12 protein-coding genes are annotated in these 12837 nt (G+C 67.4%); all 12 read right to left on the bottom strand.

Annotation, left to right across the window (positions count from 1 at the left end; genetic code table 11):
- Nucleotides 1–23: 23 nt before the first annotated feature.
- Nucleotides 24–1172, bottom strand: coding sequence for an ATP phosphoribosyltransferase regulatory subunit (locus tag AC0KUR_RS24325; RefSeq protein ID WP_034188631.1), 1149 nt, complete (start codon nt 1170–1172; stop codon nt 24–26).
- 101 nt (nt 1173–1273) lie between these two features.
- On the bottom strand, nt 1274–1465 hold the full coding sequence (locus AC0KUR_RS24320) for a DUF2065 domain-containing protein (protein WP_009687995.1): 192 nt from the start codon (nt 1463–1465) through the stop codon (nt 1274–1276).
- A gap of 36 nt (nt 1466–1501) precedes the next feature.
- Entirely contained in the window at nt 1502–2401 is a 900-nt protein-coding gene (hflC, locus tag AC0KUR_RS24315) for a protease modulator HflC (protein WP_049034102.1), read from the bottom strand.
- Nucleotides 2402–2416: 15 nt separating this feature from the next.
- A complete protein-coding gene (gene hflK / locus AC0KUR_RS24310) occupies nt 2417–3760 on the bottom strand; it encodes an FtsH protease activity modulator HflK (protein ID WP_175029011.1) in 1344 nt (447 codons plus the stop codon).
- A 47-nt stretch (nt 3761–3807) separates the two neighbouring features.
- Nucleotides 3808–4983: a GTPase HflX gene (gene hflX, locus AC0KUR_RS24305; protein ID WP_473376517.1), complete on the bottom strand. Its 1176-nt coding sequence runs from the start codon at nt 4981–4983 to the stop codon at nt 3808–3810.
- A 72-nt stretch (nt 4984–5055) separates the two neighbouring features.
- Complete coding sequence (hfq, locus tag AC0KUR_RS24300; RefSeq protein ID WP_006399927.1) at nt 5056–5295, bottom strand: RNA chaperone Hfq; 240 nt, start codon at nt 5293–5295, stop codon at nt 5056–5058.
- Between the two features lie 152 nt (nt 5296–5447).
- Nucleotides 5448–6785, bottom strand: a complete 1338-nt coding sequence (gene der / locus AC0KUR_RS24295; protein ID WP_049029189.1) for a ribosome biogenesis GTPase Der — start codon at nt 6783–6785, stop codon at nt 5448–5450.
- Nucleotides 6786–7032: 247 nt separating this feature from the next.
- Nucleotides 7033–8178 carry an outer membrane protein assembly factor BamB gene (gene bamB, locus AC0KUR_RS24290; protein WP_473376509.1) on the bottom strand — a complete coding sequence of 382 codons (1146 nt, stop codon included), beginning with the start codon at nt 8176–8178 and terminating at the stop codon, nt 7033–7035.
- Between the two features lie 42 nt (nt 8179–8220).
- Nucleotides 8221–8850, bottom strand: coding sequence for a tetratricopeptide repeat protein (locus tag AC0KUR_RS24285; protein WP_049028713.1), 630 nt, complete (start codon nt 8848–8850; stop codon nt 8221–8223).
- Between the two features lie 55 nt (nt 8851–8905).
- Nucleotides 8906–10246 (bottom strand): histidine--tRNA ligase, encoded by a 1341-nt coding sequence (hisS, locus tag AC0KUR_RS24280; protein ID WP_034188638.1) that lies wholly within the window; start codon nt 10244–10246, stop codon nt 8906–8908.
- Between the two features lie 20 nt (nt 10247–10266).
- A complete protein-coding gene (gene ispG, locus AC0KUR_RS24275; RefSeq protein ID WP_034188974.1) occupies nt 10267–11571 on the bottom strand; it encodes a flavodoxin-dependent (E)-4-hydroxy-3-methylbut-2-enyl-diphosphate synthase in 1305 nt (434 codons plus the stop codon).
- A gap of 112 nt (nt 11572–11683) precedes the next feature.
- Nucleotides 11684–12694 (bottom strand): helix-turn-helix domain-containing protein, encoded by a 1011-nt coding sequence (locus tag AC0KUR_RS24270; protein ID WP_473376508.1) that lies wholly within the window; start codon nt 12692–12694, stop codon nt 11684–11686.
- Between the last annotated feature and the right edge of the window lie 143 nt (nt 12695–12837).

Genomic DNA, 12837 nt, shown 5'->3' with positions numbered 1-12837 from the left:
AAGCACGGCCCGCGAACGCCTGTTTATCGGGGTTCGACCACCCATGCGCCGTCACGCTCGACGAGCGAACGATCGCATGCGAATTCGTCGAGCACGTGGTCGTGGCCGGGCAGCGCCTGGATCACGACCTCGCCCGCATCGCGCAGCGCGGCGACGGCCGCGCCCAGCGCGTCGTCCTGCGCCCACGGCGCGAGAATCGCGGTGCCGCGCGCCTCGACCGGCGAGATCCGCGCGAGCTCGCGCAGGTCGAGCGAGAAGCCCGTTGCCGGGCGCGCACGGCCGTACGCCTGGCCGACGTGGTCGTACCGGCCGCCGCGCGCGATCGCGTTCGGCACGCCGTCGATGTACGCGCTGAACATCGCGCCGCTGTGGTACGCATAACCGCGCAGGTCGGCGAGGTCGATCGCCACTTCCGCGCCCTTCGCCTGCGACGCGAGCTGCGCCAGATCGTCGAGCGCCCGCGTGATTTCGGGCAGCACCGGCAAGCGTGTGCGCGCCTCGGCGAGCACGCCCGCATCGCCGTAAAGGCTCGGCAGCGCGCGCAGCGCGGCGCGCGTATCGGCGCCGAGATCGTCGGTGAGTTCGTTCAGGAGCGGCACGTCCTTGCCCGACAGCGCGTCGTACAGCGACTCGCCGCGCTCGGCGGCCTGCGCGTCGCGCGCCAGCAGCGCCGCGAGCACGCCCGCATGGCCGAGGTCGAGACGGATGCGCGACAGGCCCGCGAGATGCAGCGCGTCGAGCATCAGCTGCTGGATCTCGAGGTCGGCTTCCAGCCCGGCATGCCCGTAGATTTCGGCACCGATCTGGATCTGCTCGCGCGTCGCGTGCAGGCCGCGCGGGCGCGTATGCATCACATGGCCGGCGTAGCACAGGCGCGTCACGCCCTGGCGGTTCAACAGGTGCGCATCGATCCGCGCGACCTGCGGCGTGATGTCCGCGCGCAGGCCGAGCGTGCGGCCCGACAGCTGGTCGACCAGCTTGAAGGTGCGCAGGCGCAGGTCGCTGCCGCCGCTCGTCAGCAGCGACTCGAGATACTCGAGCAACGGCGGCATCACCATTTCGTAGCCGTACGAACGGAAGCGGTCGAGCAGCCTGCGGCGCAGCTCCTCGATCTTGCGCGCTTCCGACGGCAGTACGTCGGCGATATTCTCGGGAAGTAACCAGGTCGACATCGGTACGGTCCTACGACGGGAAACGGCGCGCGCCACGCGCGCCGCGAGTTGAATCGGAACTTCGGAATCGGGCGGGACGGACGGCGGATGCGCCGTCCGGATCACGTGGCGAGCAGCAGCAGCACGAGCCCGAGCGCCATCACGATCAGGCCGCCGATCCGGATATGATGCGGCGGCCGCTCAGCTATTCTACGAAACGTGTCGCGCCAGGCGACGGGAAACACGAAGGGGAACGCCCCCTCGATGATCAGCATCAGCGCTACTGCGAGCAACAACGAGCCAGCCAGGTCCATGCGAGCGACGGCGCCGCTCGACGCGGCGCCTCAAAGTCAATGTTTGCGGGGAGCAGGCGCCGCCGGTGCGGCGCCGCCCGTCGGGCTGCGCATGAAGCGGAAGAACTCGCTGTCGGGATCGACGACGATGATGTCGTTGCGCTTGAACGTATTCCGGTAGGCCTGCAGGCTCGCGTAGAACTGATAGAACTGCGGATCGCGGCCGAACGCATCGGCGGCAATCGTCGCGGCCTTCGCGTCCCCCTCGCCCTTGATCGTCTGCGCGGACTTGTATGCGTTCGCGAGCACGGCCTGCTGCTCACGTTCGGCATCGGCCTTGATCCGCTCGACGTCGGCCGCGCCTTCCGCACGCACCTGCGCCGCCTGATCGCGCAGCGTGCCGATCATCCGTTGATAAACGGCATCCGTCTGTGCAGCCGGCAGGTCGACGCGCGTCAGCTGGACGTCGACGACGTCGACGCCGAAGCCCGACGCCTTCGCCTTGACCGCATCGCGGGCCGCATCGGCGATCGCGCGCTGGCCGCCGAGGGCGTCGTCGAGCGCGCGCTGGCCGAACGCGTCGCCGAGCGCACCCTTCAGCGCGCCGGCCAGGCGGTCGGCAGCCGCAGCCGGATCGCCGCCGGTCGCCGTGAAATACTTCAGCGGATCGCTGATCCGGTACTTCACCGCATACGCGACGAGCAGGTCGTGCTTGTCCTGGGTGGCGAGCTGCAGCGGATCGGACGACTCGAGCGATTGCAGGCGCGTGTCGATCAGCGTGGCCGTCTGCAACGGCGGCGGCAGCTTGAAGTGGAGGCCCGGGCCCGCGAGTTCGGGTTGCGCGCCGTCACGGCCCGACAGCACGGCCGCATGACGCGGATCGACGGTCAGGACCGTCGAGGACGCCGCGAAGGCAACGATCACGATCGCGACGACGAGCGCAATGATTCGGTTCATGTTCTGCGCTCCCCGTTACTTCGTATCGTCTTCGCGCGACCGGCTGCGAAACACTTCGCGCGATCGCAGCACGTCGACGCCCGACGCCGCGGCCGCCGGTGCGGCGCTCGCGGGTACGGCGGCGGCGGCCGGCGCAACGGCTGCCGGTGCCGACGCCGCATCGGGCGCGGATGCGCCGGTCGACGCCGCGGCGTTCTGCCGCCCCTGCTCGACGAGCTTGTCGAGCGGCAGGTAGACGACGCTGTTGCCGCCCTTGTTGCCGACGAACACCTTCGTCGCGTTCGAATAGATTTCCTGCATCGTCTCGAGGTACATCCGCTCGCGGATCACCGCGGGCGCCTTCGAGTACTGCGCGTAGACCTGCTTGAAGCGGTCGGCATCGCCCTCGGCTTGCGTGACCACGCGATCGGCATACGCCTTCGCTTCGTCGACGAGCTTCGCGGCGTCGCCCTGCGCCTTCGGCAGCAGGTCGCTTGCATACGCCTGCGCGGCGCGCTTCGCGGCCTCGCGCTCGTCGCGTGCCTTCGCGACTTCGGCGTAGGCGGCCTGCGTCTGCTCGGGCGCCGCGACGCTCTGCATCGTGACGGCCGTCACCTCGAGCCCCGACTGGTAGCGGTCGAGATCGCGCTGGATCGCGGTGGACAGCTGCTCGCGCAGCGCGTCGCGGTCCTGGTTCAGCATGTCGGCCGCGCTGCGCGTGCCGACGATCGCGCGCACCGCGGCCTGCGCGGCCTGCGAGACGCTGCGCTCGGGGTCGACGCTGCGGAACAGGTAATCGGTGGCGGAACGGATCCGGTACTGAACGATGAAACGCACGTCGACGATGTCGGCATCGCGCGTCAGCATCGCCGCTTCCTTCACGTTCGCCAGACGCACGACGTTGTTGCGGCCGATCTCGATCGAGCGGACCTGCGACGTATCGACGATCTCGTGGGACGCGAACGGATACGGCGGGCGCCAGTGCACGCCCTGGCCAACCGTGCCCGACAGCTTGCCGAGCTGCAGCACGACGCCCGTCTGGCCGTCCTGCACGACGAACAGCCCGCTGCCCGCGTAAACCGCGACCAGCACGCCGATCACGATGCCGACGCCGACTCGCGCGGCCCGGCCGTTGTCGGGACGCAGGCCGTTGCCGCCCTTGCCGCCGAACAGGCCGCTCAGGCGCCGGTTGAAGTTGCGCCACATCTCGTCGAGATCGGGCGGACCATCGCCGTCGCCGCCTTGCGGACGCTTCGATTCATTCGAACGCGGACGGGATCCGTCCTTGCCATTGCCTTCGCCGCGTCCCCAGCGGGGATCGTTGATCGACAGCAAGGCACGCATCCGCCGCCAGGTAATCCGCTCGTTGTATTCGTTCACCAGAGTTTGTTCACCAGATAAGACGCCGGCGAACCGGCCGAGGCCGGTTAGCGCCCGTGTTCGGAAATCGTGTGGTCTTCGTGTGGTTCAGCGGGTGCGCCGTCGAGCGCGCCGCTGGGTAACGTCGCGCTGGAAAGGTGTTCCGCGGAGGCGATTTCGGCGATGGCGGCACGCAACGTATCAAGACCCTGACCGGTGCGCGCGCTCAAAAAGACGCGCGAAATATTACCATATTCGTCCCGCTCGACCGCGTCGCCGCGGGCCGCCAGCTCAGGCACCGCGTCGATCTTGTTGAACACCAGCACCTGCCGGATCGTGTCCGCGCCAATCTCGTGCAGCACGCCGTTGACCTGCTCGATCTGTTCGAGCCTGACCGCGCTCGATGCATCGACCACGTGCAGCAGCAGATCCGCGTGGATCGTTTCCTCGAGGGTCGCGCGGAATGCCGCGACGAGCTGGTGAGGCAGCTCGCGGATGAACCCGACCGTATCGGACACGACGATCTGGCCGACCTCGTCGCCGAGGTACACCCGCCGCGACGTCGTGTCGAGCGTGGCGAACAGCTGGTCGGCCGCGTACGCCTGCGCTTTCGTCAGCGCATTGAACAGCGTCGACTTGCCCGCGTTCGTATAGCCGACGAGCGATACCGACATCGTGCCGCTGCGCGTGCGCTGCCGACGCTGGGTGCTGTGCTGACGGCGCAGCCGGTCGAGCCGCGACTTCAGCATCTTGATGCGCTCGCCGATCAGCCGGCGGTCGGTTTCGAGCTGCGTTTCGCCGGGGCCGCGCAGGCCGATACCGCCCTTCTGGCGTTCAAGGTGGGTCCACGCGCGAATGAGCCGCGTCGACAGGTATTGAAGCTGCGCGAGTTCGACCTGCAGCTTGCCTTCATGGCTGCGGGCACGCTGCGCGAAGATGTCGAGGATGAGGCTGGTGCGGTCGACCACACGCCTGTTAAGTGCCTGCTCCAGATTGCGTTGCTGGGCCGGCGCCAGGGCGTGATTGAAGATGACGATTTCGACGTTGTGCGCGTCGCAGGCAAGCCGCAGTTCTTCGGCTTTGCCGCTGCCGATGAACATCTTGGCATCGGGACTGGAGCGACGACCCGTGAGGGTGACGGCGGGACGGGCCCCCGCGCTGGAGGCGAGAAGACTGAGTTCTTCGAGACTGGCTTCGAAATCGGTCTTGCCGAAATCGATGCCGACGAGCGCTGCGTTGATCAAATTATCGGGTGTCAAGATAAGGCGGCTGGCATCGGTCGCTCGCGGCGACCGGATGCCGGCCGCTGCGATAGGTTAGGACGAGGCTTCCGCGTCCGGGTGGAAATTCACCGGGCGCGCCGGCACGACCGTCGAGATGGCGTGCTTGTAGACCATCTGGGTCACCGTATTACGGAGCAACACGACGTACTGGTCGAACGATTCAATGTTCCCTTGCAGCTTGATGCCGTTGACGAGGTAAATCGAAACGGGAACGTGCTCTTTGCGCAGTGCGTTCAAAAACGGGTCTTGTAACAATTGCCCTTTGTTGCTCATGGCGTACTCCATCTTTTTTTGCAGGTTGATCTGGATTGGCGGGAAAGAAAAAGAGATCCGGCGCCAATCGCTACACTATAGCTGATTTTGCCTGCCCCGCCCGCCGCGCAGGCCTTACGGCCTACCCTTGCGGGACGCATGACAGGCGTGCGTCAGCCCTTGTCCGCGTACGGGTTGTTCGACGAACGGAACTCTATGCGCAATGGAGTCCCGGTCAGCGAGAAAGTTTCGCGGAACCGGTTTTCGAGGTAGCGCTTGTAGGTTTCCGTGACCGCGTCGAGCGCGTTGCCGTGGATGACGATCAGCGGCGGATTCTGGCCGCCCTGGTGCGCGTAGCGCAGCTTCGGACGCACCGGGCCGCGACGGCGCGGCTGCTGGAATTCGACGGCCTCGATCAGCGCGCGCGTGAGCTTCGGCGTCGGCAGCTTCGCCATCGCCGCCGCGTACGCGTCGTCGACCGAGCGCATCAGCGCGCCGATGCCCGTCTTCTTCGCGGCCGAAATGAAGTGCGATTTCGCGAAATCGAGGAATTTCAGCTTGCGGGTCAAATCCGCTTTCGCGCGGTCGCGCGCGTGCTCGTCGAGGCCGTCCCACTTGTTGACGCCGATCACGAGCGCACGGCCCTGCTCGACGACGAAGCCGGCGATGTGCGCGTCCTGGTCGGAAATGTCCTGCTGCGCATCCAGCAGAAGAATGACGACGTTCGCGTCGGAGATCGACTGCAGCGTCTTCACGACCGAGAACTTCTCGATCGCCTCGAACACCTTGCCGCGGCGGCGCAGGCCGGCCGTGTCGATCAGCGTGTATTTCTTGCCGTTGCGCTCGAAGTCGACGTAGATCGAATCGCGCGTCGTGCCCGGCATGTCGAACGCGATCACACGATCCTCGCCGATCAGCGCGTTCACGAGCGTCGACTTGCCGACGTTCGGACGGCCGACGATCGCGATCTTGATGCCGCGCGACGGGTCGTTCTCGTCCTCTTCCTCCGGACGGTCGGCGTAAGCCACCGCCAGCGCCTCGTTGATCATGTCGGTCACGCCGTCGCCGTGCGCGGCCGAGATCGCGCGCGGGTCGCCGAGCCCGAGCTCGTAGAAGTCGGCCGCGACCGCCGTGTACCGCATCCCCTCGGCCTTGTTGACGACGAGGAAGATCGGCCGGCCGGTCTTGCGCAGGTAGTCGGCGATCGACTTGTCCTGCGGCGCCAGCCCGTTGCGGCCGTCGACGATGAACACGACGATGTCGGCTTCCTCGACGGCCTGCCGCGTCTGGCGCGCCATCTCGTGCAGGATGCCGTCCTTCGCGACGGGTTCGAAGCCGCCCGTATCGACGACCAGGTACGGCCGTTCGCCGACGCGCCCTTCGCCGTAATGGCGATCGCGCGTCAGGCCAGGCAGGTCGGCGACCAGCGCATCGCGCGAGCGCGTGAGCCGGTTGAACAGCGTGGATTTCCCCACATTGGGGCGCCCAACGAGGGCAATGACCGGTTTCATCTGTGTTTTCTACGGTGATGCGCAGCAGCGGGAGGCCCGCTGCTGCGGGCGGCTGCGCTGAATGAAAATATCACGAATTCGCGCCGCGCCGGATGCGCGCGCCGGGCGCGCGTTGCGCGCCGTCGTCTTTCGTCTCGAACTGCCTTTCAAATACCGAGCGGCCGGGAGCACCGGCCGCCTTCATGCTGCACGGCCGGGGCGCGCGGGACAAGCCCGCCGCGCCGCGGCCACACGTGTTTCCTGCTTATCAGCGCGGACGGAATCCGTACAGGCCGCCGTCCTTCGTCTGCACGACGAGCGTATTGCCCGCGAGGACCGGCGCCGCCGTAATCGCGCTGCCGTCGGTCTTCATCCGCGCGATGAAGCTGCCGTCTTCGCGCGACAGGAAATGCACGAAGCCCTTGTAGTCGCCCATCACGACCGCGTGCCCGAGCAGGTACGGCACGCCGACGTCACGGCTCTTCAGCTTGTCGTTGCGCCACAGCTGGTTGCCGGACGCCGCGTCGTACGCCGTCACGATCGACCAGTCGTCGCCGCCGGCGACCACCGAATCGTCCTGCGCCAGACCGCTGCGGCTCGAGAACGGCTTTTCCCACAGCGGGCGGCCCGAGTTCGCGTCGAAGCAGCCGAGCTGACCCTGGAACGTCACCGCGCAGGCTTCCGCGCCGACGAGCGTCGGCGGGCCGCTGACGTCGTTGATGCGCTCGACCTCGGTCACACCCTTCGGGAACGACACCGGGGTCTGCCAGAACGGCTCGCCCGTCTGCAGGTTGATCGCGACGAGACCGCCGCCCGGGAAGCCCGCCAGTACCGCCGCGTCGCCCGCGAACGTCATGCCGGCCGACACGCGCAGGTTCAGCGGCACCGCGCGGTTGCGGTAGTTCCACTTCTGCTCGCCCGTCTGCGCGTTGAACGCGATCACCTGGCCGTCGATCGTGCGGACGATCACGAGGCCGTTGCCGACGAGCGGCGGCGAGAAGATCTCGCCCTGCACGCTGGTCTTCCACAGTTGCTTGCCGTCCGGACCCAGCACGAACACGCCGCCCTTCAGCGCGCCGACCGCGGTCAGGTTGCCGTCGCTGCCGACCCCGGCCGACAGGTCGGAGCCGACCTTCGCGCGCCAGACGGTCTGGCCCGTCTTCGCATCGATCTTCTCGACCGAACCGTTTTCGCCCGCCGCATAAACGGCGTCGCCCACGGCCACCGGCGAGAACAGGTAGCGCCCGCCCTTGCCGACGCTTGCCTTCCAGACCTGTTGCACGTCCATGACGGGCTTGAACTCGGTCAGCGGCGTCGGCACGCGGCGCGCGTCCTTCGACGACGAGCAGGCCGCCAATGCGAGGACAGCCGCCGCGCAGGCGACGGGCACAGCGTAACGTTTCAGCAAATTCATCGGTTAGCGAAGCAGAAGTTAAGAGGTTGAGGGGACCGCGATTCAGCCGCCGAGCGCGTCCAGCTTGAACTGCACGAGCTGGCGCGCAGACTGGTCGTCCTTCGACAGGCCGTCGAGCGCGAGCTTGTAAGCGGCGCGCGCATCGTCGGTCTTGCCTTGCGCGGCCAGCAGATCGCCGCGGCGATCGGCCACGAGGCCCTTGAACGCTTCGACCGGCGTGCCCGACAGCAGCGTGAGGCCCGCGTCGTACGCCTTTTCGTCGAGCAGCAGCGACGCGAGGCGCAGCTTCGCGATCTGCTTGTACTCGTCGTCCTTGGCGTGATCGACCGCCCATTGCAGCTGCGCCTTCGCGCCCGCCGCGTCGCCGGCCGCGTACAGCGTCTTCGCGGCCGTGAGCGCCGTCATCTGTGCATACGGCGTGCTGCCGAACTTGTCTTCCATGTCGGCGGCCGCGCGGGCCATCGTCGCCTTGTCGTTCGCGGCGGCGGCCTTCTGGACCTGCTCGTACAGCCCGGACGCCTCGGCAGCCTGACGGCGCTGCCAGTAGTTCCAGCCGTTGAAACCGGCCGCGACGACGAGCGCCGCGAGCACGATCCACGTGGTGAGGTTGCCCCAGCGGGCCCACCACGCCTTGAGACTTTCAATCGATTCTTGTTCGTCGTGATAACTCATCGGCGAGCGATTCCTTCCTGTTCAGGCCTTTCTTGTCGAGCGAACGCCGGCGCGATCAGTCGTCGCCGTCTTCGGCGGATGCAACCATCGCATTGATTAGGAATTCGGTCAAGCTTTCGACCGGTACGGTCTGCTGAACGTTCTTTTCCCCGTCCGCGCCCGCACCGCGCAGCGCTTTCACGCCCACCGTGCCGTTCGCGACTTCTTCTTCGCCGAAGATCACCGCGAACGCGGCGCCGCTCGCGTCGGCCCGCTTCATCTGCGACTTGAAGCTTGCCGTCGCGCCGTCGGCGCTGCAGTGGAAGATCACGTCGAGGCCCGTATCGCGCAGGCGCTCGGCCGCGATGAACGCCTGTTCGCGCGCGGTCTCGCCCTGGTGCACGACGTACACGTCGACGCCTTCCTGCTCGGGCGCGAGATCCTCTTCCTTCAGCAGCTCGAGAATCCGCTCGATGCCCATCGCCCAGCCGCACGCGGCGGTCGGCTTGCCGCCGAGCTGCTCGATCAGCGGATCGTAGCGGCCGCCGGCCGCGACCGTGCCCTGCGCGCCGAGCTTGTCGGTCACCCACTCGAACACGGTCAGGTTGTAGTAATCGAGGCCGCGCACGAGACGCGGGTTGATCTTGAACGGAATGTTGTTCGCGAGCAGCAGGCGCTGCAGCCCTTCGAAGTGCGCGCGCGATGCCTCGCCAAGGAAGTCGATCAGCTTCGGCGCGTTCTGCGCGATCTCCTGCAGCGCGGGATTCTTCGTGTCGAGCACGCGCAGCGGGTTCGTATACAGACGGCGCTTCGCGTCCTCGTCGAGCACGTCGGCGAACCGTTCGAGGTACTTGATCAGTTCGACGCGGTGCGCGGCGCGCTCTTCGGCCAGGCCGAGCGAGTTGATCTCGAGCTTGATGCCGGTCAGGCCGAGGTCGTCCCACAGGCGCTGGCACATCATGATGATCTCGGCATCCGCATCGGGACCCGCGAAGCCGAGCGCCTCGACGCCGACCTGATGGAACTGGCGGTAGCGGCCGCGCTGCGGACGCTCGTGACGGAACATCGGGCCGATGTACCACAGGCGCTTCGGGCCGTCGTACAGCATGTTGTGCTCGATCGACGCGCGCACGACGGCCGCGGTGTTTTCCGGGCGCAACGTCAGGTTCTCGCCGTTCAGCGCGTCGGTGAAGCTGTACATCTCCTTCTCGACGATGTCGGTGACTTCGCCGATGCCGCGCGTGAAGAGCTGCGTGTGTTCGACGATCGGCGTGCGGATGTTCTGGTAGCCGTATGCGCGCAGCAGCGATTTCACGGTTGCTTCGAAGAACTCCCACAGGCCGGCATCCTGCGGAAGGATGTCGTTCATGCCCTTGACGCCGGTGAGCTTCTCGATCTTGCGTTTCTGTTCAGTCATCGTTCGTGTGTGTGGACGAATTAGTTCAGGGCCTCGGTGCGGCCGTAATTGCGTGCGACGTAGTCGCTGACGATCTGCTGGAATTCCTCGGCGATCCGCTCGCCGCGCAGCGTCTTGACCTTCTCGCCGTCGATGAAGACGGGCGCGGCCGGGTTCTCGCCCGAACCCGGCAGGCTGATGCCGATGTTCGCGTGCTTCGATTCGCCCGGACCGTTGACGATGCAGCCCATCACCGCGACGTTCATCTTCTCGACGCCCGGATACGCCTTGCGCCAGACCGGCATCTGCTCGCGCAGGTAGGTCTGGATCTGCATCGCGAGTTCCTGGAACAGCGTGCTCGTCGTGCGGCCGCAGCCCGGGCACGCGATCACCATCGGCGCGAACGAACGCAGGCCCATCGTCTGCAGGATTTCCTGGCCGACGATCACTTCACCCGTGCGCGACGCGCCCGGCTCCGGCGTCAGCGAGATGCGGATCGTGTCGCCGATCCCTTCCTGGAGCAGCACGCCGAGCGCGGCCGTCGACGCGACGATGCCCTTCGAGCCCATGCCGGCCTCGGTCAGCCCGAGGTGCAGCGCAAAGCCGCAGCGGCGGCCGAGCTCGCGGTACACGGCGATCAGGTCCTGCACGCCGCTGACCTTGCACGACAGCACGATGCGGTCGCGGCCGAGGCCGAGTTCGACCGCCCGTTCGGCCGAGCCGATCGCCGACTGGATCAGTGCCTCGTACATCACGCTCTGCGCGTCCCACGGCTGCGAACGCGCGCCGTTCTCGTCCATCATGCGCGCGAGCAGATCCTGGTCGAGGCTGCCCCAGTTCACGCCGATCCGCACCGGCTTGTCGTACTTGGCCGCGGCCTCGATCATCTGTGCGAACTGCGTATCGCGCTTCGCACCCTGGCCGACGTTGCCGGGGTTGATCCGGTACTTCGACAGCGCCTCCGCGCAGCCCGGGTAGTCGCGCAGCAGCAGGTGGCCGTTGTAGTGGAAATCGCCGACGAGCGGCACGGTCACGCCCATCCGGTCGAGCTGCTCGCGGATCGCCGGCACGGCGGCCGCGGCCTCGGGCGTGTTGACCGTGATGCGCACCAGTTCGGAGCCCGCGTTCGCGAGTTCCTTGATCTGGATCGCCGTGCCGATCGCGTCGGCCGTGTCGGTATTCGTCATCGACTGCACGCGCACCGGCGCGTCGCCGCCGATCGTCACGAGCTGCCCGCCCCAGCGGACATCCACCGCATGCGATACGCGGCGCGGCTGATGCCCGCCGAACACCGGCTCGGTTGAACAAATCTGACTGCTGCGTGGGGATTGAGCTTCGGATTGCATCGATAGATCCATTTACGCGGAATGCGCCGCGACACGGCGCATGAATTGAAAAAGCGCCGTGCCCTCACGGCCTGCCGAGATCGACGACAGGCCTTCGCCACGGCGCTTGACGTCAGGGCAACGTGAACCGTGCCACATTACCCCGCGCTGCCGAATATTTTGCCGGATCGACAGGTTTTCCGTCGAACGCGACTGCGTCGAGGCCCGCCTTGTTGCCGATCGTGACCTTGAACGGCCCGTCGCCGGCGACCTGCTTCGTCTCGCCGGCCCGCACCAGCGCCGAGAACAGCTCCTTGCCGTTCTTGTCGCGCACGCTGAACCAGCAATCCTGCTTGACCTTCAGTTCGATCATCGACTGGCCTGCCGCGACCGCGACGCTCGCCGGCTGGACCGGCACGGCGGCGCTCGCCGCCGCCGCGACCACGACCGGCTGCGATGCCGCGGCCGTCGCCACGGGCGCCGGGACAGCGGATGCCACTGCCTGCGCCGGCGCCGCGGATGCCGCCGCCGGGGCCGGAACGTCGTTGGCGGAGACGGTCGACGCGCCGCTCGCGGCCGCCTCTTCGGCAGCCGCCGGCGAGGCAGCCGAGGCGCTCGCCGCCGACGCATGCTCCGCGTCATTGCCCTTCAGGCGCGCGAGCAGGCCCGACGAATCGCCGCCAGTGTGCCACATCAGTACGGCGACCACCGCGACGACGACGATCGCCGTTCCCCACAGCCACGGATGATGACGCGACGAGCCGCCCAGCGGAATCGACACGCGGCCGCGCGGCAGATCCGTCCCCGACGACGCGGGCATCGACAGGTCGACTTCCGGCACCCCGCGCTCACGGCGCAACGCCTGCGCGAACGGCTCCGGATCGACGCCGAGCATCTTCGCGTAGCTGCGCACGACACCGAGCGCGAACGTCACACCGGGCAGATGGCTGATGTCGCCGGCCTCGAGCGCCCGGAGCTTCTGCGGTGCGACCTTGAGTCGCGCCGATACGTCGTCGACCGACCAGCCCTTCGTCTCCCGAAGCTGCGCCAGCCGGCTGCCGACCGCCGCCAGCGATTCCAGTCCCGCCGGTGCCGGTTTCGCGGCATTCGTCTCTGCGCCGTTAGTCGGCTGCGGCTCACTCATCCTTGTCCTCGCGTCGATTCTTCTTCACTGGCGGGCGCCGCCGGCCCTGCCGGCCGACACCCGCAACTGTCCATACCATGCGCGGCGCCGAGGCGCCGCGACCGATCGCTATTCGCGTGTTGCACCGCCAAAGGGTTCGGGCG

The sequence above is a fragment of the Burkholderia sp. YHN3-13 genome (genome assembly GCF_055810675.1).
The sequence above is the reverse complement of the archived record's forward strand: the minus strand, read 5'-3'. Positions and strand labels throughout refer to the sequence as shown.